Annotated in this window: 25 protein-coding genes and 2 pseudogenes; 13 read left to right on the top strand and 14 right to left on the bottom strand. The window is 58.7% G+C overall.

Features of this window, described 5'->3' with window-relative positions; all coding sequences use genetic code 11:
* Both AB0Y14_RS12255 and AB0Y14_RS12250 read right to left on the bottom strand, forming a co-directional pair.
* Window positions 1-108 (bottom strand): annotated as a pseudogene (locus AB0Y14_RS12255) (ACR3 family arsenite efflux transporter); the annotation flags it as partial.
* Window positions 105-1,400 carry an NAD(P)-binding domain-containing protein gene (locus tag AB0Y14_RS12250; RefSeq protein WP_436589538.1) on the bottom strand — a complete coding sequence of 432 codons (1,296 nt, stop codon included), beginning with the start codon at window positions 1,398-1,400 and terminating at the stop codon, window positions 105-107. The pseudogene AB0Y14_RS12255 and the gene AB0Y14_RS12250, both read right to left, overlap by 4 nt.
* Window positions 1,401-1,453: 53 nt before the next feature.
* On the opposite strand from AB0Y14_RS12250, the gene AB0Y14_RS12245 reads away from it, so the two are divergent.
* Window positions 1,454-1,807 (top strand): ArsR/SmtB family transcription factor, encoded by a 354-nt coding sequence (locus tag AB0Y14_RS12245; RefSeq protein WP_178946359.1) that lies wholly within the window; start codon window positions 1,454-1,456, stop codon window positions 1,805-1,807.
* A gap of 127 nt (window positions 1,808-1,934) precedes the next feature.
* Here AB0Y14_RS12245 and AB0Y14_RS12240 read toward each other — a convergent pair whose 3' ends face one another.
* From AB0Y14_RS12240 to AB0Y14_RS12220, 5 genes are all read right to left on the bottom strand, one after another.
* The gene (locus AB0Y14_RS12240) at window positions 1,935-2,879 is read right to left on the bottom strand and encodes an Abi family protein (protein ID WP_436589537.1); all 945 of its coding nucleotides are present in this window, start codon (window positions 2,877-2,879) and stop codon (window positions 1,935-1,937) included.
* Between the two features lie 234 nt (window positions 2,880-3,113).
* Entirely contained in the window at window positions 3,114-3,488 is a 375-nt protein-coding gene (locus AB0Y14_RS12235; RefSeq protein ID WP_436589536.1) for a hypothetical protein, read from the bottom strand.
* A gap of 4 nt (window positions 3,489-3,492) precedes the next feature.
* The gene (locus tag AB0Y14_RS12230) at window positions 3,493-4,302 is read right to left on the bottom strand and encodes a class I SAM-dependent methyltransferase (protein ID WP_436589535.1); all 810 of its coding nucleotides are present in this window, start codon (window positions 4,300-4,302) and stop codon (window positions 3,493-3,495) included.
* Between the two features lie 603 nt (window positions 4,303-4,905).
* Window positions 4,906-6,150: an MFS transporter gene (locus AB0Y14_RS12225; RefSeq protein WP_436589534.1), complete on the bottom strand. Its 1,245-nt coding sequence runs from the start codon at window positions 6,148-6,150 to the stop codon at window positions 4,906-4,908.
* Window positions 6,147-6,716, bottom strand: a complete 570-nt coding sequence (locus AB0Y14_RS12220) for a helix-turn-helix domain-containing protein (RefSeq protein ID WP_436589533.1) — start codon at window positions 6,714-6,716, stop codon at window positions 6,147-6,149. The genes AB0Y14_RS12225 and AB0Y14_RS12220 overlap by 4 nt, the downstream gene beginning before the upstream one ends.
* Before the next feature lie 285 nt (window positions 6,717-7,001).
* Here AB0Y14_RS12220 and AB0Y14_RS12215 point away from each other — a divergent pair, with 285 nt between their 5' ends.
* The 3 genes from AB0Y14_RS12215 to AB0Y14_RS12205 all read left to right on the top strand — a co-directional run bounded on the left by AB0Y14_RS12215 (window position 7,002) and on the right by AB0Y14_RS12205 (window position 9,663).
* Window positions 7,002-7,565 carry a DUF4396 domain-containing protein gene (locus AB0Y14_RS12215; RefSeq protein WP_238692430.1) on the top strand — a complete coding sequence of 188 codons (564 nt, stop codon included), beginning with the start codon at window positions 7,002-7,004 and terminating at the stop codon, window positions 7,563-7,565.
* A gap of 78 nt (window positions 7,566-7,643) precedes the next feature.
* The gene (locus tag AB0Y14_RS12210; protein WP_156265582.1) at window positions 7,644-8,213 is read left to right on the top strand and encodes a YdhK family protein; all 570 of its coding nucleotides are present in this window, start codon (window positions 7,644-7,646) and stop codon (window positions 8,211-8,213) included.
* 538 nt (window positions 8,214-8,751) lie between these two features.
* The gene (locus tag AB0Y14_RS12205; RefSeq protein WP_436589532.1) at window positions 8,752-9,663 is read left to right on the top strand and encodes a tyrosine-type recombinase/integrase; all 912 of its coding nucleotides are present in this window, start codon (window positions 8,752-8,754) and stop codon (window positions 9,661-9,663) included.
* Window positions 9,664-9,883: 220 nt separating this feature from the next.
* Here AB0Y14_RS12205 and AB0Y14_RS12200 read toward each other — a convergent pair whose 3' ends face one another.
* A complete protein-coding gene (locus tag AB0Y14_RS12200; RefSeq protein WP_436589531.1) occupies window positions 9,884-10,285 on the bottom strand; it encodes a GlcG/HbpS family heme-binding protein in 402 nt (133 codons plus the stop codon).
* Between the two features lie 29 nt (window positions 10,286-10,314).
* Entirely contained in the window at window positions 10,315-11,091 is a 777-nt protein-coding gene (locus tag AB0Y14_RS12195) for an SDR family oxidoreductase (protein WP_436589530.1), read from the bottom strand.
* 101 nt (window positions 11,092-11,192) lie between these two features.
* On the opposite strand from AB0Y14_RS12195, the gene AB0Y14_RS12190 reads away from it, so the two are divergent.
* Window positions 11,193-11,750, top strand: a complete 558-nt coding sequence (locus tag AB0Y14_RS12190; protein WP_436589528.1) for a TetR family transcriptional regulator — start codon at window positions 11,193-11,195, stop codon at window positions 11,748-11,750.
* Window positions 11,751-12,401: 651 nt separating this feature from the next.
* Window positions 12,402-13,526 carry a phosphotriesterase family protein gene (locus tag AB0Y14_RS12185; RefSeq protein ID WP_129316080.1) on the top strand — a complete coding sequence of 375 codons (1,125 nt, stop codon included), beginning with the start codon at window positions 12,402-12,404 and terminating at the stop codon, window positions 13,524-13,526.
* A 23-nt stretch (window positions 13,527-13,549) separates the two neighbouring features.
* On the opposite strand, the pseudogene AB0Y14_RS12180 reads toward AB0Y14_RS12185, so the two are convergent.
* A pseudogene (locus AB0Y14_RS12180) lies at window positions 13,550-13,678 on the bottom strand (IS5/IS1182 family transposase); the annotation flags it as partial.
* 250 nt (window positions 13,679-13,928) lie between these two features.
* Between AB0Y14_RS12180 and AB0Y14_RS12175 the strand changes: the two are divergent.
* Entirely contained in the window at window positions 13,929-14,414 is a 486-nt protein-coding gene (locus tag AB0Y14_RS12175; protein WP_129316082.1) for a hypothetical protein, read from the top strand.
* On the opposite strand, the gene AB0Y14_RS12170 is transcribed toward AB0Y14_RS12175, so the two are convergent.
* Window positions 14,379-14,822: a hypothetical protein gene (locus tag AB0Y14_RS12170; protein WP_129316083.1), complete on the bottom strand. Its 444-nt coding sequence runs from the start codon at window positions 14,820-14,822 to the stop codon at window positions 14,379-14,381. The genes AB0Y14_RS12175 and AB0Y14_RS12170 overlap by 36 nt on opposite strands.
* 452 nt (window positions 14,823-15,274) lie before the next feature.
* On the opposite strand from AB0Y14_RS12170, the gene mobF reads away from it, so the two are divergent.
* A complete protein-coding gene (gene mobF, locus AB0Y14_RS12165) occupies window positions 15,275-20,503 on the top strand; it encodes a MobF family relaxase (RefSeq protein ID WP_436589527.1) in 5,229 nt (1,742 codons plus the stop codon).
* Between the two features lie 77 nt (window positions 20,504-20,580).
* Here mobF and AB0Y14_RS12160 read toward each other — a convergent pair whose 3' ends face one another.
* Complete coding sequence (locus AB0Y14_RS12160) at window positions 20,581-21,072, bottom strand: hypothetical protein (protein ID WP_436589526.1); 492 nt, start codon at window positions 21,070-21,072, stop codon at window positions 20,581-20,583.
* Window positions 21,073-21,220: 148 nt separating this feature from the next.
* Between AB0Y14_RS12160 and AB0Y14_RS12155 the strand changes: the two genes are divergently transcribed.
* The 5 genes from AB0Y14_RS12155 to AB0Y14_RS12135 all read left to right on the top strand — a co-directional run bounded on the left by AB0Y14_RS12155 (window position 21,221) and on the right by AB0Y14_RS12135 (window position 24,249).
* Complete coding sequence (locus AB0Y14_RS12155; protein ID WP_436589525.1) at window positions 21,221-21,427, top strand: hypothetical protein; 207 nt, start codon at window positions 21,221-21,223, stop codon at window positions 21,425-21,427.
* A 428-nt stretch (window positions 21,428-21,855) separates the two neighbouring features.
* On the top strand, window positions 21,856-22,833 hold the full coding sequence (locus AB0Y14_RS12150) for a hypothetical protein (protein ID WP_436589524.1): 978 nt from the start codon (window positions 21,856-21,858) through the stop codon (window positions 22,831-22,833).
* Window positions 22,834-22,909: 76 nt separating this feature from the next.
* Complete coding sequence (locus tag AB0Y14_RS12145; RefSeq protein WP_436589523.1) at window positions 22,910-23,548, top strand: AAA family ATPase; 639 nt, start codon at window positions 22,910-22,912, stop codon at window positions 23,546-23,548.
* On the top strand, window positions 23,541-23,852 hold the full coding sequence (locus tag AB0Y14_RS12140; protein WP_436589522.1) for a hypothetical protein: 312 nt from the start codon (window positions 23,541-23,543) through the stop codon (window positions 23,850-23,852). Before AB0Y14_RS12145 ends, AB0Y14_RS12140 begins: the two co-directional genes overlap by 8 nt.
* Before the next feature lie 262 nt (window positions 23,853-24,114).
* Window positions 24,115-24,249, top strand: coding sequence for a hypothetical protein (locus AB0Y14_RS12135; protein ID WP_436589521.1), 135 nt, complete (start codon window positions 24,115-24,117; stop codon window positions 24,247-24,249).
* A gap of 256 nt (window positions 24,250-24,505) precedes the next feature.
* On the opposite strand, the gene AB0Y14_RS12130 is transcribed toward AB0Y14_RS12135, so the two are convergent.
* Together AB0Y14_RS12130 and arsB are read right to left on the bottom strand one after the other, a co-directional pair.
* On the bottom strand, window positions 24,506-24,928 hold the full coding sequence (locus tag AB0Y14_RS12130; RefSeq protein WP_436589520.1) for a low molecular weight phosphatase family protein: 423 nt from the start codon (window positions 24,926-24,928) through the stop codon (window positions 24,506-24,508).
* The coding region (gene arsB, locus AB0Y14_RS12125; protein ID WP_436589519.1) for an ACR3 family arsenite efflux transporter at window positions 24,925-25,958 on the bottom strand (1,034 nt) is incomplete at its 5' end. The genes arsB and AB0Y14_RS12130, both read right to left, overlap by 4 nt.

The following is a 25,958-nucleotide window of genomic DNA, read 5'->3' as shown; positions in this document are numbered from 1 at the left end:
AACTAACCGGCCTAACCCAAGACCAGCGACCATGGCCAGAATGATCCACACCGGCAGGAACCTGTCCAGGGTCGACAGCCGCCTGCCTGTCGCTGAATCAACGCTCACCGTGAGACCCTCCCCTCAGAAGTGTTACAGCAAGCTTCAGGTTCGGCGTCGAAATCACCAGAACCGCCGCATACCCCGGTCTCCGGGAGGTCTAGCTGCACACTTTGAGCAGCTTGAAGATCCCCGGCCAGGTAGGCAGCAATGGAACGAACCTGTTCAAAACCAGTCATCGCCAAAAATGACGGAGCTCGACCATACGATTTGATCCCGGCGATGAACAGGCCTGCATCCGGTTGCTCCAAGGACTGGTATCCATGCGCCGGCACCGATCCACAAGAATGCCAATTCGGGTCAATATCCGCAGCGATACCGGCAGGAGCTTCTAGTTGCCGGTCTAGATCCAGGCGGACCTCGGAGAGAAAAGAATGATCTGGGCGGAACCCGGTCGTACATACGATCCGGTCCAACCCCTCTACCGTGCCTCCATCTGAGGAGACCAGAGCTACCGTATCCTCAGCCTCAGAGTAAACTGCAGCTACCCTGAACTGGGTGACGACGGTAATCCTCCCGTCGGAAATCGCGCGGCGAACCTTATCTCCCAGTGCTGCACGGGCAGGAAGCTCATCATTTTCTCCGCCGCCGAGAGCCTGATCGACAGAGCCTCGCCGCACTGCCCACACCACCGAAGATGCAGCATTTTCACCCTGGCGGGTCAACGCCACCAACGATGTCAGTGCTGAGGCACCAGAACCGAGAACAGCCACCTTCTGTCCAGCCCAGCACGGGTCAGCAGGATCAGGCATCGTGTGAACGATTCGGTCCGCATGGTCGATTTCTCCTGCAACCGGGTACCCTTCCGAGCCGAGCGGACTAGGCCGTTGCCACGTCCCGGTCGTATCAACCACCGCACGAGCCAAGATCCGTTCGATACACCCATTAGACCGGCGGGCATGTATGACAAAGGGTTGTTCGGCTCGACCTGATTCAACTAACAAATCCCGGTCTAGGCGGGATACCCCAACAACGCGACGGTCAAACCTGATCCAGTCGGACAATGCCTGGCCCAGTGGATCTAGGTACTGACTGACCCACTGCTGGCCTGTGGGGTACACAGAGGCCTTGGGTGGCTTCCACTGCGCCCCTAGTTGTTTGACCCCAGCGGCAGAGACCAGCTCCTCCCAGGGGGAAAACATGCGCACGTGTGCCCATTGATGTACGTTTTCGGCAACACGATCAGATTGCTCGAGTACCAGGACGGACTGATCGCGGCCACGTAGTTCAGCTGCGCAGGCTAGGCCGATGGGTCCAGCGCCTAGAACGATGACCGGAAGATCCTCCGTGGACGGGTCCATGCAACGCCTCCTATTTAGGTGTTTGTCTAAATAGATTTTTGCTTCCTGATTCGATGCTTGTCAAAATAAGAGACATGTCCACTCCAGTAGCTCCTTCGGTCCCCGTCAGGTCCTCTAGCCTCATTGCGTCGGAGGATCGTGTTCGAGAGGCTGCGGAAATTTTCAAGGCGCTGTCGGATCCGTTGCGGTTGCGCTTGTATCTGGCGATTCGACGGGTAGAACCCGCTGAGGTCTGCGTCTGTGACTTGCCGGATCTGGCGGTTTCTCAAGCCACGGTCTCTCACCATCTGCGCAAGCTCAGGGAAGCAGGTCTTGTTACAGCTACACGTAAGGGGACCTGGGTTCACTACAGAGTGGTCGAGGGTGCGGCAGCTGAGGCAATCAGTATCGTCGGGCACTCAGGGTGAGTATGAGGTTTGACTGATCCAACGGGCCGCCAGGGTCACAATAACTCGATGCATGCCGATGGGATGTACATGCGGTTCAACGGTCATTCCGAGAGCTAGGTTGTGAATCGTGCAAATTCGACCGTATTTACAGATGGTGCGATCTGGTCGGAGGAATTCCGAGACTCCCTTGGTCTACCAGGGGATTAGTTAGGAATGTCGTCTCGATAAGTTGAGTGACTTTATCGGGCCAAGTCCTTCCTGGTGAGACCACTCGTAATAGATAGGCCATCACACTAAGGGCTCCAAAGATTCGCTCGCTCTGGCCTTCAGGTAGAAGCTCAAGCCCCGGGATCGCTCGAAGTGCTGGTGTAGCTGCAGGTGTGAAGGATTTGTTCCACAGGCGTCCGTGATGGGCGCATGTATTACGGATGATGGTCAGCTGATGCATCCACCGCACGAGCGGATGCTGCTCTCTTGCCTTGGCTCGTTGGATCCTCGTCAGTGCACCGTAGTTGATACTAAACCCGAGTCCATCTGCGATTTCGCGTTGATCCTCGTCGCGCAGCCCTTCGTAGAGGCGTGAAGCGTCACCAAAGTCGAGGACTTCGGCAAGGACCCAAAAGGGAAAATCGCCGTACTCCCGCTTGTAATGCTTGATGGCCTCATTGTGAGGAAGGGCGCGCGAGATGCGTCGCTTGGCTGTGTCGATCCATTTGGGATGGTTGAAATCCTCGCGGAAATTGGATGGGTTGGTGTAAGCGAGGGGATCCTGCTTGCAGAGTTGCTCACCCAGACGAGTTCGTAGGGCGATTTCAATTCGTTCCATGCCGTCATGGACTAGGGTGCGAAGCTTGCGGTCTGCTTCATACAGAAGCGTGGCATTTTCGAACGTCGTCCCCTGTTCGAATCGGTCGGCGGGATGCCCTGTACTGTCCAAGGTCCGGGCTGGATACCAGTAGGCCGACAGTCGGTAGTAGCTGACGTTGGAGAGCCACTGTTCCGCCAGGGGTGCGTCAATCTCCATCCCTCGGGATCGCAAGAGGTGGACATGTTCGGCAACTGTCTTGGTCGCCTTCATCTGCCTGGTCATGGATGGAACTCCGGAAGGTTAAAAAGATCCAGCCCGCTCCCAACCGGGGTTGGGGCGGGCCGAACGATTAATTTAATCCTAGCAGGAATTTGCGCGTGCACCTAGGGTTTCAGATTCTTGCCACACAATGCGATGTCTTGTTTGACGGTCCGTATACTGGGCGTTCACAAAACGAATATTTATCCGTCATAGCCACCTAGCCGTATCTTGGAAGAAACAGATGGGCTCAACGCGTTAAGGGCCGATGAGACGGTCCACGGGTGTTGTTCGCAACTGTTCCAGAACGCCTTGCAGACCTGGGTTGTGGACACGCAACCGCTGCTCCAGTCTGCGTCCTAGTCCTTCATCGATCGACTGGGGCGTTTCACCACCTAACAGCCGAGTGTCCATGACCGGCACCGGGTTCTTGAAGATCAGGACCGGATGCAAAAAGCCATCCACAACAGCACCGATCCCGATCCAGAATGACCACGGCGCGGGGGACAGCAGACAAGCCAGGCGCCCTTCTTCGCTTCGACTCCACGAGACCGGGGTCCGGCCGCCATTGAGCCACTGTCCATAAGCTACGGCGTCATCGGAGAAAAGAGGGGCCGGAAAAAAGGTGTTCAACGAGCTACACACCCCGCCGGGCTGTGACGATTAGTTCATGACTGTCCTCAGCTAGAGGTCCTCCGTCGAAATCTCCGTACATGTGGATATCCCGGAAGCCGCAGTTTTCCAGTAGGAGGCTTATTTCTAAGGGTGTGAAGGCATGGCTGGCGACGTGGCGGATGGATCGCCGGACGGTGCCGTCGCTCTGAACCAGATCGTAGAAGACTTCGCTACTGACTTCACCGGTCACCCGAGAATAGTGGTTAGTCTTGGTGATGGCCACCTGCTCGCCGGCGTCGTCGAGATGCAGAGTTCCCACTTCCTCGCGCACGGCGTTGCCCACATGTCCCAGTCTCAACGCCGCGAAGTATGCAGGATTGGGCAGGTACAGGTGCAGAACCAAAGTGCCGCCGCGCTTCAAAGCGGTGTGGCAGTATCGAAGCGCCTTGTCCTGGGATGTTCTGTCGAGGAATCCGCCGAAGGTGTACTCGGGGACGAGAACAAAGTCGAAATCTTCTCCTGGGGGTGAACCGGAGAGGATGTCTCTGTGCAGGTAAGTTGGTCGCTGCCCCGGTTCTATGTCCTCGTCGTTTAGGTATCGCTCGGCTACCTCGATCATGTGGGAGGACTGCTCCACCCCTATCACGGCATGTCCTGCCCGACTGAGTACTCGCGCTAACCTGCCGGTGCCTGATCCGACCTCTAAGACGCGTTGCGGTTCATCTCCCAGGAGTTCGAGGTAGAACGGCTTGTCGGCCTCGAAGTCCTCCTGTTGCTCGAAGTAGTCCGCCAGGTCCTGATTGTCGTAGTACTCGGCGTTTTGCGAAGTCATCTAAGCACTCCTCCCTGGTTGCATGTCAGGCAGCGGCCAGTCGAGCTACGATCAAGGTGCTCGAGTTCCATTGTGCTGAAGTTGATTCTGATCTGTTGCTCAGTGATGACAGGTGTCTCGGATTCTGAGAGATACTGCACAATCTGGTTTGCATGTAGCGCGGCTGTGGAGGCGATCAAAGGGCCGAACGATGGAGCACACCGACGATCGTTATGCTCGCGTACAGCATCGGGGGCATCTGCGATGTCGTGCATATCGAATCCCTGGCACCTGAAGCAACTGGTCGAACCAGGCACCACCAAGGGTCCGACGCTACCGTCCCTCACTGGGACGCTCCGAGGAGGCCTTCGGGCGGATTGGGGCGCCGCTAGATTTAGCGGTTCCTGAATTCTCGTATGGCTCGGCCGTATAGAGGCCCGGGTACGGTGGGTTATTCGGTGCATGTTGAGTGGCTACGGCCGTGTCTCGATGACCGAACAAGTCGTCACCGCTCATGGAGAAAGCTGGTCCGGCTTGGCGTAAGCGAAGCAATATTGATGTTGACGGCCTCCCAGTGCGTGGTTGCCGTTCGGGATCAGTCAGTTCCTCCGCGTGGGGCGATGGCTAGAATCGTTGGTTCCGCATGGTTGGCGAAATGAGCCCCAGGACGCCGCTGAAACAGAGCAGCGCCCCGGCTATCATGAACACTGCTGCCGGTGAGAAAGAGCTGGCAATCAGTCCGGAGAAGAAGTACGAGGCAGGCGCAGCGCCCAGGGTAGCCAGGTTCAAGGCAGCCATGACTCGTCCGGCGCGGGAGGGGTCAGCCCGCGTCAGGAACAGTGCAACCAGCAGGGTGGCACTGATCCCGGAAAATATTCCAGCTACGGATGCAGACAGGGCAGCCTGCACATGGCTGGCCGATAGCGCTATGGCTGCAACGGCGGGGCCCGTGGCCACGATTGAGACCAACGACAATGTACCAGCTCTTGAACCTGCTTTAAGGACGGTCAAGCCCAGTGCTGAAATGCAGGCGCCGCCGCCGAAGAACGCCAGGATCGTCCCGGCCTCGCTGGCTTGCCAGTGGGATTCACGTGCTAACAGCGTCAGTCCAGTCGTGAATGGTCCGGTATAGGCGGACTCCGCAATAGTGATCAGGATGAGCATGGCTCTCAGGCCAGGGTCGCTCAAGGCGTATCGAATTCCTTGCCAAGCCTCTTGGACGAGGCCTACTTCAGCCGGATCATTATCATCGAGATTCTCCTGTGGGAGTTCTCGAGTGAAATATAAAGCTGTGCATGACCCAGTGAATAATACGACGTTGGCCAATATTGCGGTAGCGAAGCCGAAGGTGCTCAGGAGGTAGCCGCCCAAGGGCGGTCCTACCACGGTGGAAATTCGTTGCACTGCCGAGCGGATGGCTTGCGCGCGTGCCAGGTGTTCTTGAGCTACGATCCGGGTCGGAAGCGCTCCGACAGCGGGAAGAAAGAAGGCATCGATAAAGCCGAAAACAAGTGCGAGGATGATCAGCGCCGGCACGGTTCCTGCTGAGGTGATAGCGAGGGTCCCGAAGGCGAGCATGGTCAACAAGCGTGCCGCATCTGAAACAAGTGCGACTGGTCGAGGGCCGAAACGATCAGATACCGCTCCACCGAATAGAAGGAACGCAGCCCGAGGGGCTGCTCCAATACCGACGATCAACCCTGCCATCGTCGGGCTGGTCATTTGAGCCGCAGTCCAGGCCAAGGCCAGGTAGAAAACTTGATCCCCAACCAGCCCCAGACCAAACCCGGTCAACCACCTGGCGATGTTGAGAGACCCAGCGGCGTTCGGTTGATCCGGAATCGACGGTGAAGGGCCTTGGGGTCTCACGGTTGCCGATAGCCCTGTGCAAGGAAGAAGACTGCGGCTGCGTCGTCGTGTCCGTTGTTCAGGGCACTGATTTCAAGCCACCGTTGTTCCAAGGCCTGTATTTCTGTATTGAGTTCTTGGAGTTGCTGCGACGTCAGGTGGAAATGACGGTCAGTAGCGAATCCGGAGTTGACCCAATCGTCGGTGAGGGTGACGGTTTGATCGAGGTATGTATCGAATTGCTGGCTGTAGTACTGGAAAACTAACCTATACATGTCCTTTTGTGCGGAGAGCTTTTCGGGGTCGTTTGAGAATTCAGCGTTGGTCCAACTTGTCTTTTCGTTGCTGGCTCTCCACCATCTCTGTCGGGCATCCGTACCTGCTTCGGGGGCGGGTTCGATGAAGCCTTCCTCGGCCAGTTTGGCGAGGTGGTAGCTCAGCGTGCCCGCGGCTTCGTCGACGTGTTTGGCCAGATGAGCCGCTGTTTGTGGTCCCAGCTCCCGCAATAGGGCCAAGAGTCGAAGGCGGGTGGGGTGGGCCAGTACCCGCATCTGACTGGTGCGGTGAAGATTCGAAGACTGCGACATAGCACACACCATACTCCACAAGAGTTATTATGCAACAGTTGTTGTATAAACACTTGTTCTCGTGGTCCGTTGCTGGTGGGCTCGATTGCATAGCGGTGCATAATTGACCGTTTATAAGACATCCCGAGACGCAACTGTCAGTTTCAGAAGGCGACTGCACTTCGACACCAGTCGTGGCGCGGGTTGTGCAGCCAGCTTCTGAAACTGACAGTGTCCAAAAGACCTGTGCATGCGACCGTTGCCACAACCTTCGTATACCCCCAGAGGGTATAGTATGGTGTGATTATGCACGCCGATTTGGAGCATCGAAACCATGATTCAGGGCATGACATGTCCTCGATGGCTGCCAGTGCTACCCTTCATTGCCTGACTGGTTGTTCCATCGGTGAGCTCGCAGGACTGATTTGGGCCACTGCCGCCGGGTGGGGCAACACAGCGAGCACAATCATGGCGATCGTCTTGTCATTCGTGTTCGGCTACACGCTCTCGGCAACGCCATTGCTGCGGGCCCGAGTACCTGCCCGGACTGCGTTCAAGCTGGTACTTGCCGCCGATACGGTCTCTATCGCCACAATGGAGATTGTGGACAATCTTGTCATGTGGGTTGTGCCCGGAGCGATGAACGCCGGGCTGGTCGACACGTTGTTCTGGGCTTCGATGACGTTGTCCTTGATCATCGCCTATGCCGCAGCTTTCCCGGTCAACAAGGTCTTGCTGGCTCGCGGCAAGGGCCATGCCATCACCCATCACGCCACCGGGGGCGGGCCGATGGATAACAGACCGCTGGCTTATGCCATCTCAGCTTTTCTACTAGGCGGGCTGATCGCCTCTCTCGGAGCCTGGATCTAGACAAGACTTCGGACCCCAGAACTTTCACCGATACAGCAGGGAAGTTCCCTGCACATCCAGATAAGAAAGGACGCAATCATGCGCCATTCCGTCACCGTTGTCGGCTCTCTGGCAGTCCTCGTCCTGGCATCAGCCACTGCATGTTCTTCTGCAAACACAGACGACTCTTCCTCCGCTTCACCCTCTGCCTCTGCCAGTTCCAGCGGGAATATGGACGGTATGCATGACATGGACGGCGGACCTGCTCCTGCTGGTCTTGCCTCAGCGGAAAATCCGCGTTTTCCGGTGGGTAGTCATGTCATTCTCACCGCGGATCACATGTCTGGGATGAAAGACGCTGAAGCAGAGATCACCGGGGCCTTTGCGACTAACACGTACGCGGTGGACTACCAGCCCACTGACGGCGGGTCGATGGTCAAAGACCATAAGTGGGTCGTACAGCAAGAACTCCAGGATGCTGGATCAGAACGCTTGCCCGACGGGACTCCAGTCACGATTGAAGCCGATCACATGAAGGGCATGGCCGGTGCGAAAGGCAATATCGCCTCGTCCACGGATCAGACGGTTTATATGGTCACCTACACCAGCGACGGGATGACCATGACTAACCATAAATGGGTCGTTGAAGATGAGCTCAAAGCTGAGTAGCTCAGCGGAAGTCGTTATGATGGTACTTTCTCGCCCCAAAGCTAATCTTCCATGGGCGCATTCGTAAACAGGGTCATGACCCCCCCCCGGACCGGGGCCCTCTTTCGGGCCGCCTGGACATTATTCCCTGACGGTCAGTATCATGGAAGTATGACGAACCGGTTCCCGGTGCGTTGTCTGCCGGAGGCCTCGATAGGGCCTCCGAGCTTTTTAAGGCACCCATTTTCGCGCCGAATACAGTGGCCCCAGCTCTCGCATGATTGTTCGAGCTGCTCGTTTAGCCCTCGGGTTTTCCTTTGGGCCTGGTTCGGCGACACGTCGATACATGTAGACCGCTAGGTCAACCGCTTGGATTCCTCGCTCAGCAGCAGAGTCGAACCATTCGATGGGTTGTTCGATCCGCTCTAGCTTCTGGAGTCAACCTGGCTCAACTCGGGCCTCCCGGGTGATGATGGTATCCGAACCTCTGGTCTATAACATAATATCTATTATGTTATAAATTGGGGTCTTCGGAACGCCCTTATTGAGGAGGCCAGCGATGAGTGCGATCAGCTCCAGAAACCTGCCCCTAGCGAACGCAACCCGCCACGGCACCTTGCTGGGTGCCTGGCTGGCCTCCTACGCCTCAGCAAATACGCAGGCTTCGTACCGGCGGGACGTGATAGTTTTTTGTACCTTCCTGGATGAGACCGGTCTGGATCTACTGACGGTGACCCGAGCCCATATCGATGTCTTCGCTCGGATCCGAACAGCTGCCGGCGATGCGGACACCACCTTGGCTCGGCGGATCGCAGCCATCTCGGCGCTGTATAAATACGCCCTGACCGTCGATGCCCTCGAAAAAAATCCGGCCGAATTCGTTCGCCGTCCGTCCATCGACCAGGACCAGACCACCACCGCCTTGTCCCGGCGCGAAGCCATGCGATTACTGGAAACCGCCGAGACCGACTCGGTCCGGGCCTACGCGCTAGTTGATCTCCTGCTGACCACCGGAGTGCGGGTCAGCGAAGCCCTGTCTACCAGGGTTTCCGGACTCGGAGCAGACCGGCTAGTGATCCGCCGTAAAGGCGGCAAAAAAGCCCTGGTGTATTTGCCTGAACACACGGTGGCCGCCCTGCGGGTACTGACTGGGACCACCGGCACCGAACTCGCCCGTGGAACCGAACCCGAGCGGCTGATCTTTACCACCAGCACCGGCCGCCCCTGGGCACGGGCAAATGTCCACACCACTCTGGCACGCCTGGCCCGAACCGCCGGGATCACCAAACCCATCAGCTCCCACGTGCTACGCCACACCCACGCGACGCTGGCTCTTGAGCTAGGAGTACCTTTGCATCACTTGCAGGACTCATTGGGCCATGCGGACCCACGCACGACCCGTCGTTACGACCATTCGAGGAAACGACTGGCCAACTCCAGCGCCCACCAGGTCGGAGAACTCTTCGCCTAAAGCCAATGGCGCCATCAGCACCCTGCCGTGTAGGCGGAGTTCGGCTGTGAAACCACATAAGGTAGTGCTTAATCGACCGAAGGCGCCATCGTCCGCCGGAAATTTGCCGCTACTCACGGAATTCGTGACCGGAGCAACCAGCACGAGTACTCAGCAGACGGCTATGCCCGCGGGATGTGAACCTATCGCGGAGTCCACGAGAGCAACATAAATCCATATATCAACCCACAGCCGTGCGCGCTATCTCGGCATCCTGTTCTGGTGTCCCGCCAGAGACACCGAGTGCACCAAGCAGGGTCCCCTCCGCGTCGGTGATGGGCACGCCGCCTCCCATGAGGAGTAAGCCCCCGTTAGTGTGATCGAAGTGGGCGAGGGGCTCACCTAACTGCACGGGCGCGTTCAGAGTTTCGCTCGGCATCTCGAACATCACCGAGGTCCGTGCTTTCGCTGTAGCAAGATCATTGGAAGCAAGCCATGCTCCGTCCATGCGCTCAAAAGAGACGAGATTTGCGCCAGCATCGAGAACTGCGAATACTGCGCTCAGCCCGAGTTCCTGGGCCTTGTGTTTCCCTGTATTAACAACTTGAGTGGCTGATTCAAGGGGGATCGTAGGTTGTGACATAGTTGCTGCTCCTTCGTGCTCGCTAGTGGTTAGGCCTTCTGGGTCCACTCGGTTTCCTGCCACTGCTTGGCAGCGGCAATAGTTTCCTGCGGGCGCATGGTCCGATAGTCGGGGTCCTCGGACACGATCGTTTCGACCATCGCCTCAATCATCTCCTGCGGGTCGGCTTGATCAGCCAGTGATGGCCCAAAATCTGGCATGGGGACCTGCGCGGTGTCGGGGTCGTACCACTGCACGTAGCTTTCAGCGCCGGTGTCATTGAACCCGGTGTTGAACACGCCAGGGTTCACAGTGGCTACCTTGATTCCGAAGGGCTCGAGTTCGGCCTTCATTGATCCGGCAAGGGCTTCGATAGCGTGTTTGGTGGCGCAGTACGCCCCGAGGAACGGAACGACGAGGATGCCGCCCATTGAAGAAGTCCACACGATTCTTCCCTGCCGACGCTGAATCATCTTGGGGGCGATGGCTTGTACCAGCTCGAGATGGCCGAACACGTTGATATCGAAGGACTCGCGAACTCGCTGGAGGGGGATATCGACGACAGCTCCGCCTTCCATGACACCAGCATTGAGGACGAGTGTGTCGACGTCGAAACTCGCGGCGTGTGAGATATCGATGTCGTCGCGCAGATTGAGTTTGATGACGGTCAGATCAACCTCAGCAGCGCGTGCGTCTTCGCGCAGGCTTCGTACTTGTGGCCAAGTTTCAGCCGCGGCGATGACCTCTTGGCCCTGGCGGGCGAGTTCAAGTGCCGTTCCACGTCCGAATCCGCTACTGGCACCGGTTATGAGTGTTTTCTGCGGCATGACAACTCCTAAAGGTAACTATCTGGATACTTATTCATGTCATCGTCACACCTATGAAGACCCTTGTCAATAACTAGTTGGTTACAGCTAGGATGGGGCTTATGCCTCCTAACGCCGCCGATACCAAGCGCAGGATCTTGGATGCCGCTCGGCACGAGTTTGCTGAGCACGGCCTAGCGGGTGCTCGTGTGGACCGGATCGCCGAAGCAGGCAATATCAACAAGCGGTCGATCTACATGCACTTCGGGCCCAAGGATGTACTGTTCGACACCGTGGTGGCACTTTCACTGTCCGAGATGGCAGAAGCTGTCCCGTTTACTGTCGACGATCTCCCTGGGTACGCAGGATCGCTGTTCGACTACCTAATTGAGCATCCAGAGGTTCTGCGGCTGACTTCCTGGGCTGGGTTGGAACGCCCAGATGCTTCCGCTGACGAGGTCGCTGCGTACGAACCGAAGATAGAAGCCCTCTCGGAGAGGTTCGGTGGCGTGGCAGTCGATGTTCTCGCATTGCTATTGGGGCAAGTCACGTCATGGCAATATGCCTCTCCGGCGCTCAAGGTCCATTCCCCGGAGGATCCCTGGTCACCTGAACGGTTGAAGCGTCAACGATCTATGCTCGTTGCCTCAGTTGCCAGCCTCGTCACCATTGCAGAATAGAGTCGTAGCCGCAGAATATTAGGTCAGAATCTCGGGCTCTTATCCTACTGATCGGGTCGTCCGGCGAGGCTAATAGGTTTCGTCTGCAGACCGTAGCGGTTCTGTCCCCTTATCCCGGTGAGCACAGGCAACCGCCGTTCTCCAGAACCTACTCAAACAGGTGTATGCAACCTGCTGATGTCTGATTCTGGAGAACGGCAGCGATCAAAGAGCAATATGTTCCCTGCGGTGAGGAAGCTCGGTAGCAACTACAGCGATGGGTTTCCCGTACCTTTTTGAGTCGCGAGCAAAGGCGCTAGACCTTAGCGATCGCCGGCGCATCGACGGCTTAAGTGCCCGCAACGCCCTCAGCCGAGAAACGCGTGTCGACTGGATAAGAGGGGAAGCTGATCCAATGCTCTGGCCCCCGATATCCTGCTTGGAGCCGTGGGAGATGTACACGCCCACCACGCAGCGCTCTGCCTCGCAGCGACACTGCTCTGGGCTACGGAGCAGCGAGACAATACGTCATGAGAGAGTCGACTCATGACGTAGGAGTCGGACGGGGCCAAGGCAGCTCAAAAGCACGGGGCGAAACTGCTCGAAAGGAAACTCGTTCGGTTTCGCACACCCACGTGCACTTACCGCGCGCTACCAACGTGGAGAACATAGATGACAACCCACTCTTCCGCCACCTTCTCAGAGCCCATCGCCGGGCAGGTGAACACGGTGCTCGGCCCAGTCGCGCCCGAAGCCCTCGGCGTGACGCTCATGCACGAGCACCTGGTACTCCGCACCTGGATTGATCTCCATGACCGTGAACGATGGCGTCGAGGCGGGCTCGGCACGCCGCCTTCGACGCCCGACGAGCTGGCGACGTGGCACGCTCCGGTCACAGCGGAGACGCTGGAGACACTACGCGCCCCGGCCTCGGCCCTGCGGACCATGGACGCTAATTCCCTATCCCCCGAAGATGTTCTGCCCGAGCTGCGGGCGTTCGCCTCCGCGAGCGGCGGCACCGTCGTCGATTTTCCGCCGATCGAGCCACGCCGGGACCCGCGAGCGGTGGCTTTGCTCGCACGCGCTACGGGGCTAAATATCATAGTCGGAACCTCGTACTACACCGAGGCGTGGCATCCTCCCGAGATCGACGAATGCTCCGCAGCAACGCTGCATCGAAGGATGCTCGACGACATCCAAGTGGGGATGGATGGCACCGATATTCGGGCAGGGATCGTCGGTGAGACGCCAGCTGACCGGCTCTTCACCAACGGGTCCGAGAATGCGAACGCCCGCATACTTCGCGCTGCGGCCCGAACTAGTGCCGTTTCCGGTGCGGCCCTCTCGCTGCATACCGACACTTTCGGACGACGAGCCCCAGGCGAGCTGCACCAGGCATTGGATCTCATTGCAGAAGAACAACCGGACTTGACGAGGGTTATCGTTGGTCACGTAACCGCCGTCGACGACAACTGGCAAATCCTGCGGAGCACAGCCACGAGCTTCTTGGAGCGAGGGGTGACTCTCGAGTTCGACCTGATCGGGAAGCGCGAATGGCCGTTAGAGACCACGATGTCCGCAGTCGCGGCACTGGTGCAGGACGGTTTTGGCGATCAGCTACTCCTCTCACACGACCTCTTCACCAAGTTCGACCTCCAAGAATGGGGCGGGGCCGGCCTGCTCGGGGTACACGAAATCGCAGTGCCAGCCCTCCGACAACGCGGCGTAGATCAGCGAAACATCACCCAAATCCTGGTCGATACTCCCCGCAGGCTGCTCACTTTGATAGAGCCATAAGCAAGCCCGGCCGCTACGTCATGTCAGGTGATTCGGGCTGACATGACCACGGCAGCACGGTGGGTGATGGCGAACTTGTCGTAGCGGGTGGCCAAAACTCGCCATTGTATGGCGAGGGCGAAACAGCGTTCAACGACGTTGCGGCCGTTGTAGGTCACCGTGTTCCAGTTGCCGAACCGCTCAGGCGAGTCTCGCCACGGCGCTTCGGTCCGGAACCGTCACGCCACCGCTTCCCCCACGATCCGGCGATCGACCGGCGGGCGTCCTCTCGTCTTCGCTGGCGGGAACAGCGGACCGATCACGGGCCAGATCTCATCGGAGATCACCTCACGCGACACACCTCAGAAATAGCTCCCAGAATCTCTCCTGTGACGCCCTCATACGTGCCGCTAGAGTCGAGGCATGAGCGATGAACAGAAGCGCTTCTGGTCGAAGGTCGCCAAAGGCCCGGATCCAGCCGATTGTTGGATATGGACCGGGGCCATCGGAGATGACGGCTACGGGAGATTCTGGACCACCCCGGAGGTCGGGCGGCAGAAGATGATTCGCGCTCACCGCTACGCGCTCGGGCTGGTTCATGGTGGCCTGGATGCTATCGCCGACCGTGAGGCTTGCCATGTCTGTGATAACCCGATCTGTGTCCGGGTCGAACCGGGCGGAGGTTCGCATGTTTATCTCGGGACGAGGGAGTCGAACATGATCGATCGGGCTTCGCGGGGGCGGCATAATCTCCAGTTCGCCGCAGCGTTCTTCCGCCACCAGACACCTGCCGATCGGGGCCGCCGCTCCCGGGCACTACGTGACCTGATCCGAGACCAGGGCTATGACCATCAAGCGATCAAAACGATGATGTTAGGACTGGCCAGAGGTCAAGGCACCCTCTTCTGAACCACTGGTGCTCGTGGTGTGCTGGTCGTTGTTCTGACCCGGTCGTTCTGTGTCGCCCTTGTCATCATCAGCGTTGCGTTCACCGGCCAGCAGGAACGAACGCACCTCTTGCGGTGAGAGCTGCAGACGTTCACCAATTTCTTTGTTCGTCAGGCCTTCGTCTTTCATGGACAGCACAAGTTGACCTGCGCGTGCGGTGACCGGATCCAGAGAAGCGAGCTCACCCTGGAGCCTGTCGATCTTGTCCTTAAGGGCCTGGCGTTTCTTCTCAAAGTCGAAGGTCTCCAAGAAGAACGCTTCGGCCTTATCCAGTAGCCGCCGTTCCTTCTTGATGGAGGCTTCCGCGGCGGCTTTGGCTCGTTCGCGTGCAGCTGTCTTCGTCGCTGACTTCCGTTTCGTCCCAGCCATGTGGAACCTCCCATATCCCTAGCGCTCACCACTGAAAAACAAGGACCCGCCGGGGTACGGCTGCAAAAGGTTTCATCATGCCCCGGCGGGGTGGTTTCGATTTTACACAGTCGGCACGCTGTGCACATGAGATCAGCCTGCCAGATTCTTCTTCGTCCCTCAGTCGAGCAGGCTGATCTCATGTGCACAGCTCACGAATGCTGGATAGTTCCCGCACACAAGCTCTCCCCCGTTCCTCCTCCGATCATGTGCACGGCACCTGCCCACAATCGTGGCCTCTTGTGCAAAATCGCGGCCAGCATAGAACTGCCCGGACACCAACAGATCGTCAAAAGTCTCCCTCATACTTCGGTCGATTTTTCCTCCAGATTGTCGTCACACCTTTTGCACTCAGTGACTCAGGGTGCGACATTGCCTCGAATACCCCCGAAATCTCGGATAGTCTTGGGGCCATGATGACCGTGCACAAGCTCTCCACCGGGGACGGGCACCTCTACTACACCAACGAGGTGGCCTCCGGGGATCAGCTGCGTGCAGCCGACCATGAGCTCGGTGATTATTACCAAGTCACGGGTATGCCACCGGGCCAGTGGATTGGTTCAGGAACCGAGCATTTCGGCCTGTCCGGGCAAGCCGTGACCGAGGAACAAATGGATGCACTGTTCGGATCCGGAGATACACCCCTGGACCCGGAAAAGCTCGCAGAACACCGCGCGGAGACCTACCGGACGGCATACGAATCCAAGCGAGAGCAATACGCTGGACAAGCTCTGCAAGGCTTGAAGACATACCGCAACGGTGGAGGAGAAACCCAGGTCGTCAACGCTCTCGGGATCCACCGCTCCACCCTCTACCGCATGATTTCCAAACACGAATCCAACGGAAACTTGGATCTCGCCGATGCGGCCATCGCCAGCGGAGACGACCAGACGTTCCTCGACAACTACGTCATGTCGAGAGCCGAAGAACGCTCAGCAACCAGCGCTGCCAAATCCGCTGTTGCGGAGGGAAATGATGACTGGCAGGAAGCAACACGACTGGGCAAAAAGCCCGGCGAGTACGCTTCGCAACCGGACAACCAGTTCACTCGTGAGCTGGACGAGCAGTACCGCCGCCACTTCAAAACCAAAGACGCTCCCCCGAATACTGAGGAGCGCAAAGAGATCCGCAACCGCGTCGCAGGAGAGCAGTTCCGCCAGTTGCACGGCCGCGATGGATCCGGTGAAGAGATCGCCGCGTACATCGCAAACCATTCGAAGCCGCGTCAGCAGTCGGTGGCCGGGTTCGATCACGTATTCACCCCCACCAAGTCCGTGTCGATGGCCTGGGGTCTCGGTGATGAGAGCCTGCGAACCGGTATCGAGTCGGCACATGAGGCCGCGATCAACGACGTCGTGGATTACCTGAATGACCATGCGATCTACGCTCGGCGTGGTCAACACGGCCGCGAACAGATCGACACCGACAAGGGACTAGTGGCCACCAAATTCCGGCACTACGACTCCCGGTCCGGGGACCCGAATCTGCACGACCACCTCGTAATCGCCAACAGGGTTAAAGGCGCGGACGGGAAGTGGTCAACCCTCGACGGTCGCCTACTTTTTCAGCACGGCGTCGCAGCCAGCGAGCTCTACAACGCCCGGATCATGCACCACATCAACACCAAGTTGGGTCTCGAATTCACCCCGACCGAGCAGCGGGGGAAGAAGATTTGGGAGCTTGCCGGGATCAGTCGTGACGATGTTGCGAAGTTCTCCGCACGCTCTGTTTCCATCAAGGAAGCATTGGAGACGGTCGAGGCTGATTTCATTGAACGGCACGGTCATGCTCCGACACCGGCACAGCGGAACAAACTCGCCCAACAAGCCACGCTGGCCACCCGTCCGGAGAAGAAGGGCCAGCATTCGCTGGAAGAACTGAACCAGCAATGGGCCACCAAAGCGAAGGGTCTCACCCCTGATTTGCCACTCGGTGAAGACCTGCACGAACACCTCAAGCAGGCTTCCACGCAGCGGGCCGATGACGTCTCGGTCCAGGTTGCTGAGTCGCTGGCTATGACGCAGCAGGAACACGTCAACGCCATCATCACGCGCCTGGAAGAGTCGCGTTCAACGTGGCGCGTCTCGAACATCAACGCCGAGGCGACCCGGTATTTCACCGACATCATGGGCGGTCACCCCGTTGATACCGACCTCAAACAGCAGGTCGTTGAGCAGGTCATCGACACCTCCGTGTCGATGACACCTGAACTGAACGTCCCCCTGCCCCAGGACAAAGAATTCCTCCGTGCCGACGGTACGAGTATCTACCGTTCGGCCAATCGCGAGGTGTTTACCTCCGAGGGGATCATCGCCAACGAGGCCTACCTGGTTGATGCCGCGACCACACGTCAGGTCATCCCGGCCGCCTCACACGAGGGCTTCGACACCGCCCTGGGCGAAGCTCAAGAGCAAGCTGCATCGAAGGGCTACAGCGTCGATGCCGGACAGGAATCCCTCGCGCGCGAATTGGCGACCAGCGACAAGCTGGTGGCCTTCGGTATCGGCCCGGCCGGTGCCGGAAAGACCACGGCGTCAAAGATCATGGTCAACACCTGGACCACCGAGGGTGCCACCGTCCACGGGCTCGCCCCGACCGCTGTTGCTGCCGACGTGCTGTCCAAAGATGCCGGAATCACCGCGGCGACCATTGATTCCTTCCTGACCACAGACTCCCCCGCGGCCGCACAGATTCGTCCCGGTGATGTCTTCCTGGTCGATGAAGTAGGCATGGTATCCACACCCAAACTCGCCGAACTCGTCTCCCTGGCCGAGGCGCGCGGGGCTGTTGTGCGTGGTATAGGGGATGACCAGCAGCTCGGCGCGATCGGCGCCGGTGGTGCGCTACGCCTGATTGATCGGGAAGCCGGCTGCACCCGGCTGGAACAGGTCCACCGCTTCCGCAACCCCGACAACCCGGCCGAGGCCAACCTGGAAGAAGCAGCCGCTTCCCTGGCCCTACGCGAGCCTCCGGCTCGAGGCGAAGACAAGCCCTTCGACTGGTACCTCGAGCAAGGACGTATCCAGGCCGGTGGGCACGAGACCATGGTCCAGCAGGTCTTCGCTGACTGGGTGAGCGATACCGAGGCCGGGAAGCTCTCCATGATGATGGCCCCGACCAACACCACCGTCGCTGAACTCAACGAACTCGCCCAGGCACGCGCTATCCGCACCGGTGCCGTGGACCCGTCCAAGACAGTCACCACCCACAACGACGTCACTATCCATCCCGGCGACCGGGTGCTGACCCGCAACAACAACCACCGGCTCGGCCTCAACAGGGGCAAGGATTTCGTCAAGAACGGCGACTTGTGGAACGTCCTCGATGCCCACGACGATGGACGGTTGACCGTCCAGCACGAGAACCACCACGGCAAAATCACCTTGCCGTCCAGCTACGTCAGCGAATGGGTCGAACTCGGCTACGCCTCGACCATCACCCGCGCCCAGGGTGCCACGGTCGATGTGGCACGAGCGGTCGTGGACCAGAACACCGAACGGTCCGACGCCTACGTCGCTTTGTCGCGAGGAAAATACGGCAACCACGCCTACGTCGAAACGGGCCCGGAGATGACCCGTGATCAGGTGCTCGAGAACATCAGTCAGGCCTACGAGACGAATCTTTCCGTCCACGAATTGGCCTTCCGTGCTCGAGCTGAGGACCGGGCCCCTGCCGAGCGGATCGACCTTTACAACAACTTGAGCGTGCACGCTTCTGAGAAGGCGATGGAGCATGTAACCGGAAAAGCCCTCGGCGTGACGCGGGCGAACGAGCTCAAGGCCAACGACGGTTGGGGTGCGCTGGCTCATGAGCTGGCCGATGCCACCGAACACGGCCTGGATCCGGCCGCATTGGTCAAGACCGCTCACGATGCCCGCGGGTTCGATGACGCCGACGACGAGGCGGCCGTGCTGCACTACCGGATCAAGAACCTACGAGCCCGGGATGAGAACATCCGGGATACCCACGCCGAGCGGCCGCTGGCGAACATCACCGATGAGCACCTGGACCGGCTCATCGAAACCGCCAAGGCCAGTACGGATACTGACTCGAAGCGGGAGCAGCTGGACGACCCGAACTGGGACAAACGAGAATTCGGGATGGTCCCCACGGACCAGCTCAATCGGCGGCGCACTGGTCTGGCCGAGACCATGCGCGATGACGACAAGCCCGAGTACCGGTGGTTGATGGCCGAAATGGATGCGGAAGCCTCCCGCCGCCGGTGGTCCTCCCCCGCCCAAAAACAGTTTGAGGAAATCGCCCGCGGGGAAAGGCCCCGCTCCGGACACAACTTCACTATCCAGAATGCACTGGTCCAGGAGAAGGAACTCCGTGACTCGCTGCTGCCCACCACGGACCAGCACGAGAAAGCACCCGGTGAACAACTGACGCACGGCGTCTCGGAGCACACCGCCCCCACGTTCTGGATGAACCAGCAGCACACACCCCAGGATCTCCGGTCCATCTTGGAGGAACATCACCAGGACGTCGGAGATCTCACCGCGCTGCGTGGAAAGCAGCTCGCGGCCGAGAAACCTGCCTGGGCCGAGGCCCTGGGCGAAATACCGGCAAACCAGAGGAACGCCGCCCAGTGGCACCGCGTCGCCGGTGAGGTTGACGCCTACCGGACCCGGTACAACATTCCGGACTCCGAGCAGCAGGCGATTCCGAAGCAGTACGCCCGCTCCGAAGAAGGCCAATACTTGGCCGCCCAGGTGACCGAGGTCCACAAACGCGGGGAACTGTCGAAGAGGCCCGGACAGAGTCAAGGCCAGAACCACCTCGTGGCCGAAGAAGCCACCGCCACCCGATCGGCGGCCGAGACACCCACCGAAGCCGAAACCAAGATCGCCACCCAAACCGATGCCGCTCAGAAGAAGTGGGAGGAGGCCCTGATGGACATGGATACCCAATGGGACGAGGTCATCACAGCATGGCAGCAAGAAGAAACCGCACGAGCCGAACACGAAAACGCCGAAGAGAACGTCGAACAGGCTCAGCAACGGGTCCAGGAAGAAAAAGACAAGCTCGATACCATCGCCGATGACTTGCAAGGTCAGGTCAACCGCGACTACGCCCCAGTCGCTCGTGCCGAACAGGATCTGGAAGAAGCGAACTTCTTCAACCGTGGCTCCCGAACCAAAGACCTGGAAGAAGAACGCGAGAAGTTCAAGACCAAGTACGGCTTCGATGATCCCGACGCTGCCTACAACCAGGACTGGCTCGAGAAGGACGATACTTACTCCGCGCAGAAGACAGCCCTGGACGAGGCCGACGAGGACTTGAACAGCGCCCACCAGCGAGCTCAAGAGACCGGGCAGACACTAGAGACCGCCCACCAGTCCACCCAAGAAGCCTATGACTCCTACGCCGAGGTCAGAGAAGACAACCCGGCTACGCGCATCGCGAGACCGGGTAAGGACGGAGAGGTTAATCAGGACAAGCTCGACCGGCAGCGAAACCAGGACATGACCCGGCTGCAAATGGGAACTCGTCCAACCGATGTCGCCCGGAAGAACCGTGATTTCGCCCAGGCCGCTCAGGCATGGGCCAAGAGCAATAACCGCGTCTCCAGGAGCAATACGGCCCGTCCAGCAGCTCTGCAAGATGAGGCCAAACAGTCTCAGTCCCGAAAACTTTGAGGACAGCATCCACATAACAACACCGTAGGGGCGCCGCCGCTAGAAGACAGTGACGACGCCCCTACGGCAGCAGTTTCTCAGTCTTGGTCCTCCGGTGGTTGCGTTCGGGCAACCTCGTCTGTGCCTCGACGGACGGCACACAGTACTCCGGCAGTGAACTCATGGGTGGCTACCGAGACACCGAAGAAACCCTCGTATATCAGCCGCAGACGTTTTCCATCGTTGAACGCGACAACGGGCTCGCCGGGGACAGGCCGATCCTGGACACGAACAAGCTGATCACCGCGGCGCAACAGATCACCATCCAATTCTTGGATCGGGGTCTCCTCCGACGGGGCAGGCCAGGCAATCTCGAAGCCAGGAAATCGAGCGATCTCTTCCAGAGGATCAAGACCATAGGCTTGGGCGACACCGAAAACAGCGGCAGGGGGCATCACACCGCGGGTGCGGGAAACCGAAAGGTGCCCGGACGAGACCCCGGACATCTTGCCGATCTGCCGCATCGAAAGCGCTGATTCACCATTGAGCGCGCCGATCCACTGATCGAACACACTGGCAGAAATGCTCACGATCATCTCATCTCGACGAGGAAGTGGTGGGCCGGACGGCCCGCTGCATATGGCGGAGTCTCAACCGTATAACTGTAAAGCTGTATACCTGTACGACACAGCTACCTCGCCTCTCGCAACTGCTGTACAACTCGTGTAGGTTAAATGCATGAGCAAGCGACCAGTACGGCAGAAGTCAGGAGAGTTCAAGGGGTTTAACCTCCAGATGCGCCCCGAACTCCAGAAGGCCGCGAAGGATAAGGCGTTCGCTCTCGGTGTTACGAAGTCCGTGTATCTCGCAGAGCTCGTCGCGCGAGACACGGGGCACTCAGGCCGCCAGCTGCCGATCACGAACCTAGACGAGACCACAACTTAAAAAGACGGTGACCCTCTGCGAAGAGGGTCACCGAAGCCTTTGAATCCCGCGGGACGGCAATCTACGCCGGGATTCGACCGATCAACCGGAGCTGATCTATATGTTGCAACCCCCGCCAAGGGAGGTGCGCTATGTCTAGTGTAGCAACTTCCCCCACAAGCACCACCACTCGTGACGTCTCTTTCGCCACGCGGTCCAAGCGCAGCCCAGAGACACTTGCTCGATCCCGCAGGGCGAAGGCTGCCTATACCTCGCGACCGCGTAACGCTGGTAAAGATTGGGAGAGATCCCCCCTGACCAGGGCACAGGCAGCTCATCGCGAAGGCGTGCTTTTGGCGCGCAACGCGGGCAAATGGCTCCGGGCTTTCAAGAGCCACCCTGTCGTCTCTAAGCTCCCCCGCCGGACACGCCGCCCGCTGAAGGCATTTGTGAAGTGGTTGATCAACCAAAACAACCCCAAGACCATGACGGTCTCATTCACCCGTCAGGCGGCGATGGACCACTTCCGGCTCAGCCGTCGAACCATTGACTACTGGGTCTTCCGCCTCCGCTTCTTCGGGTTGCTGGCCTCCATCGCGTCCGGCCGCTCTGCCCGCTACGCACCCAAAGGCCAACCCACGGCCAATCTCGCTCCGGTCTACACCTTCACCATCCCCGACCCGAACCACAAACTCTTCGGCAACCCAGATCTCATCGACTCTGAAAGCGTTCATTGCACCCCCTCTCCCGTAAGGGAGAGTAAGACTTCCTGGGTTAAGACCGGGACCAAAAAAATCAGCTACCAAACCCTGTGTGCTCGCGCCTACGCCCGCTACGCGCTTCGGCACCGTGCTTCCTTAGAGGCGAAACGGCAGCAGCTGACCGCAGGCCACGGCAGCAAGCCCGAGAATACTCAGCTCAAGCACCTGGCCCGCTGCCTACAGCATCACTCCCCCGCCGATCTACGACGTATCGCCCTGAAACCGATCTTGGCCGAGACGACCCGGTTCTTCCAGGCCGGATGGCAGGTCGCCGACATCCTCCACGCCCTAGAGGCCCGCCCCGACGGCAGCAGGTACGAGACCAGCGGATCCGGCGGGATGCGTTCTGTCCAAGCCTGGCTCCGGCTGCGACTAAAAGCCTGGCTGAAAGACTCCCAACCGGTCACAGCACCGTCGAGAATCAAAGCCCAAGCTGATGCAGCCCGAAAGGCAGAACAAGACCGGCAACAAGCTCAGGCCGACGCTGAACGACGCCAACGGGCCTCAGCTGCCAAGGACTCCCCCGCCCGTATCGCCGTGCGAAGGAAGACAGCCATCATCCGCTGCGGCAGCGAACAAACCGCACGGCACCAACACCCAGAGCTTTTCGAGACCGCAGGGCAGGCCGCAACCGGTACCCGCGGTCGCCGAACTAACGTCAGCTGACCTAACGTCAGCCTAGACAGGCCTAGCTTAGCTAATCTAGACTAGAGTTAGTCGAGCTTACGTAAAGGAGCACCAAATGAAACTGCTCATCTCCTCCAACAAAGGGGGGCCCGGCAAGTCCACGATGGCGACAAACCTCGCCGTTGAATATCAACGACTCGGTTATAAGACACTGTTGATCGAGATCGACGCGACGGTCACCACCGCAAGCACGTGGGCTAACGACCGGGAGGAACACGATGTGCCTCCCCTGACAGTCATTCGCAAAGGTGGCAACCTCTCCGGAACCATCGAAGAATTGGGCGAAGCATACGATGCGGTCATTGTCGATGCCCCCGGCGCCGACACACGCGAAACGAGGACAGCAGCCGTTGCCGTGGATGCACTGTTGGTTCCGGTCCGCACTTCTCAGGCTGACGTTGATGAAGCTCTGAAAATGAGAGAACTGATCCAGGACGCACAAGATCGCAACCCGGCCCTGAAAGCATGCGCAGTTTTGACCCAGGCGCCGACCAACGCGTTTGCCGCTGAGATCTCAGAGACCAAAGCAGCACTGGGGGACTACTACGACATGGCCGAGACAGTTATCTACCTGCGGAAGGCCTACCAGACGGCAATGAGTGAGGGTCTGGGCGTTATTGAAGGCAAGGACAGCAAAGCGAAGGGGGAGATCCAGAATCTCGCCCGCGAAGTCGAGGAGTACATCAATGGTTAAAAAGCGTGAGCCACAGCAAGCCCGCACCGAGCCAATCTCAGACGAAGACTACCTAGAAGCACCAGCTAAGAAATGGGAACAGGAGGCCGACGCAGCCTTGATGAGCGTCGAAGAACGCCTTGAACACCGAGAGAAACAGGGGCCGAAAAGGTCATTGATGCCGATCTACGGCAACGAAGAGCACAAGAACCTGATCGACAAAGCAGCCAAAGCAGCGGGTGTCAGCAAGCAAAAGCTCCTACGGGACGTGCTCTACGAAGGACTCGAACAGCGATACGGCAGAGATGTGCCGTTCATAAAATAGATAGCCAGACTCAGCTAACGTTAGATTAGCTAGGTTGAGTCTAGCTAGGTTCAGCTTAGGTTAGCTTGCACGGACAGAACGGCGGTTAGCAAGGGTTGGACAAGAAGAGCCTCACAAAAACAGCAGGGGAGTGGTCACCATGACCGAGTATCATCAGCCAACCAAGGCGCCGCCCTCACCCACTCCTCCCGGACAAGCTGTCTGGGGTGCGATCAGAAAAGTCGGGGCAGGTGTACATCGCCTCATCATGAGATTGGCGCGGATGTTATCTGCGGTACTGGCCATCATCCCCGTGATCGGCCGAATGGGGCAGGTCCGCTTCTGGATTGCCTATGTTTCGGTGATCTACTTCCTCCTGTTCTGGATCACTCGGGCCGCAACCGCACTGTTCGACTAGCAAAGGAAGAACCCTGAACGCACCAAAACCGCACCTGTCTGTCGTCTTCATCGGACCACCCAAGTGGACCGCACCGGACCCGGAAGTCTGGGAGCGGTTGAAGCCACCGAAGCAACGACGCAATAAGGGGAAGTGACAACTGGGCCGACCGACTTCCGGGCGCTAGATGTAGCACAATTCAAGAGAGGTGTGACCTTTACCGATGCGCTTCGTCGACAGGGCCCACCGATAGATAAGTGAGCCCTGTCCGTAGGACTTAGTCCATCGCAAGCTCTGCCAGGAGTGCTTGAACTCGCTGGGCGATATCGTCACGAATCAATCGCATGCGCTCCTGGCCTTCAATGCCCTGGCGAGAAGGCTCAACAGTCTCCCATCTCTGTATTGAACCTGTCATACCTTCAACAGGTTCAATATGAGCTTCGGTGCCGATAATGATGATCCGATTAGCCTCCCGGAGCAGCTTCGCGTCTATAGCTTTGGGATATTCGCCGTCGAACGAGGCTCCCACCTCGGCCACAGATGCTTCCGAGGCCCGGTTAAGTCCCTGGCCAGGTTGTGTTCCGGCTGACTGGACGATCACTCGTCCGTTGGAATACACGCGAGCCAAAGCAGCAGCCATCTGAGATTTGCCAGCGTTTTTCACGCAAATAAATACCACACAGGGGCGAGGGGCGGTCATGAAGACACCTCCTGATGGGGGTACCGACGGCGCAAAGCCAGGGATACATAAACGAGGCCGATGAGGGCAGGCACTTCGATCAACGGCCCAATGACTCCTGCCAGGGCCTGTCCGCTGGAGGCGCCGAAAGTCGCGATCGATACGGCGATCGCCAGTTCGAAGTTGTTGCCCGCGGCGGTGAAAGCTAGCGTCGTGGTGCGCTGATAGGAAAAGTGCAAGGCCCTTCCTAGGAGGTATCCTGCACCCCACATGATCGCAAAATATGCGAGCAGGGGTATGGCAATACGTGCGACATCCACTGGTCTGTGAGTGATCTGATCACCTTGTAGAGCGAAAAGAACCACGATGGTGAACAGTAACCCGTAGAGGGCCAGAGGTCCGATCTTCGGTAGGAACGAGGTTTCGTAGGCTTTTCGGCCCCAGTGGCGTTCACCGATGCCACGCGAGAGGAACCCGGCCACTAGGGGTATCCCGAGAAAGACCAGCACGGATCCGGCGATGCTGACAGTCGAAACATCTAGATGAGCTTGCGGTAATCCAAGCCAGCCAGGCAGAACGTTGAGATAGAACCAGCCTAGCCCGGCGAAGGCAATGACCTGAAAGATGGAATTGGTCGCCACCAGTACGGCCGCCGCCTCTCGGTCTCCGCAGGCCAGATCATTCCAGATGATGACCATGGCAATACAGCGGGCCAGTCCGACGATGATCAGCCCGGTTCGATATGCCGGTAGGTCCGGAAGAAAAATCCACGCCAGAGCGAACATCACGGCCGGTCCCACTACCCAATTCAGAACCAAAGATGAGACCAGCATGGGTTTATCTGAGGTGACGTGACCGAGCCGGTCGTACCGGACCTTGGCCAGCACCGGGTACATCATTACCAATAGCCCCAGGGCAATCGGCAAGGACACGCCTTGGACCTCAACTGCAGACAGGCCTATACCCAAACCGGGAACTAACCGGCCTAACCCAAGACCAGCGACCATGGCCAGAATGATCCACACCGGCAGGAACCTGTCCAGGGTCGACA

This window comes from Rothia sp. HC945, from assembly GCF_051370785.1.
Taxonomy (GTDB): domain Bacteria; phylum Actinomycetota; class Actinomycetes; order Actinomycetales; family Micrococcaceae; genus Rothia.
Note: the sequence above shows the minus strand (reverse complement) of the source record. Positions and strands in the feature narration are given on the sequence as shown.

What these genes read in the sequence shown, in the direction of transcription:
- AB0Y14_RS12250 (WP_436589538.1), bottom strand. Translation starts at nt 1,400, where the DNA reads ATGGACCCGTCCACGGAGGATCTTCCGGTCATCGTTCTAGGCGCTGGA.
- AB0Y14_RS12240 (WP_436589537.1), bottom strand. Translation starts at nt 2,879, where the DNA reads ATGACCAGGCAGATGAAGGCGACCAAGACAGTTGCCGAACATGTCCAC.
- AB0Y14_RS12175 (WP_129316082.1), top strand. Translation starts at nt 13,929, where the DNA reads ATGAGCGATGAACAGAAGCGCTTCTGGTCGAAGGTCGCCAAAGGCCCG.
- AB0Y14_RS12170 (WP_129316083.1), bottom strand. Translation starts at nt 14,822, where the DNA reads ATGGCTGGGACGAAACGGAAGTCAGCGACGAAGACAGCTGCACGCGAA.
- AB0Y14_RS12155 (WP_436589525.1), top strand. Translation starts at nt 21,221, where the DNA reads ATGAGCAAGCGACCAGTACGGCAGAAGTCAGGAGAGTTCAAGGGGTTT.
- AB0Y14_RS12195 (WP_436589530.1), bottom strand. Translation starts at nt 11,091, where the DNA reads ATGCCGCAGAAAACACTCATAACCGGTGCCAGTAGCGGATTCGGACGT.
- AB0Y14_RS12200 (WP_436589531.1), bottom strand. Translation starts at nt 10,285, where the DNA reads ATGTCACAACCTACGATCCCCCTTGAATCAGCCACTCAAGTTGTTAAT.
- AB0Y14_RS12205 (WP_436589532.1), top strand. Translation starts at nt 8,752, where the DNA reads ATGAGTGCGATCAGCTCCAGAAACCTGCCCCTAGCGAACGCAACCCGC.
- AB0Y14_RS12130 (WP_436589520.1), bottom strand. Translation starts at nt 24,928, where the DNA reads ATGACCGCCCCTCGCCCCTGTGTGGTATTTATTTGCGTGAAAAACGCT.
- AB0Y14_RS12140 (WP_436589522.1), top strand. Translation starts at nt 23,541, where the DNA reads ATGGTTAAAAAGCGTGAGCCACAGCAAGCCCGCACCGAGCCAATCTCA.
- AB0Y14_RS12135 (WP_436589521.1), top strand. Translation starts at nt 24,115, where the DNA reads ATGTTATCTGCGGTACTGGCCATCATCCCCGTGATCGGCCGAATGGGG.
- AB0Y14_RS12145 (WP_436589523.1), top strand. Translation starts at nt 22,910, where the DNA reads ATGAAACTGCTCATCTCCTCCAACAAAGGGGGGCCCGGCAAGTCCACG.
- AB0Y14_RS12190 (WP_436589528.1), top strand. Translation starts at nt 11,193, where the DNA reads ATGCCTCCTAACGCCGCCGATACCAAGCGCAGGATCTTGGATGCCGCT.
- AB0Y14_RS12210 (WP_156265582.1), top strand. Translation starts at nt 7,644, where the DNA reads ATGCGCCATTCCGTCACCGTTGTCGGCTCTCTGGCAGTCCTCGTCCTG.
- AB0Y14_RS12215 (WP_238692430.1), top strand. Translation starts at nt 7,002, where the DNA reads ATGCACGCCGATTTGGAGCATCGAAACCATGATTCAGGGCATGACATG.
- AB0Y14_RS12220 (WP_436589533.1), bottom strand. Translation starts at nt 6,716, where the DNA reads ATGTCGCAGTCTTCGAATCTTCACCGCACCAGTCAGATGCGGGTACTG.
- AB0Y14_RS12230 (WP_436589535.1), bottom strand. Translation starts at nt 4,302, where the DNA reads ATGACTTCGCAAAACGCCGAGTACTACGACAATCAGGACCTGGCGGAC.
- AB0Y14_RS12185 (WP_129316080.1), top strand. Translation starts at nt 12,402, where the DNA reads ATGACAACCCACTCTTCCGCCACCTTCTCAGAGCCCATCGCCGGGCAG.
- mobF (WP_436589527.1), top strand. Translation starts at nt 15,275, where the DNA reads ATGATGACCGTGCACAAGCTCTCCACCGGGGACGGGCACCTCTACTAC.
- AB0Y14_RS12245 (WP_178946359.1), top strand. Translation starts at nt 1,454, where the DNA reads ATGCTTGTCAAAATAAGAGACATGTCCACTCCAGTAGCTCCTTCGGTC.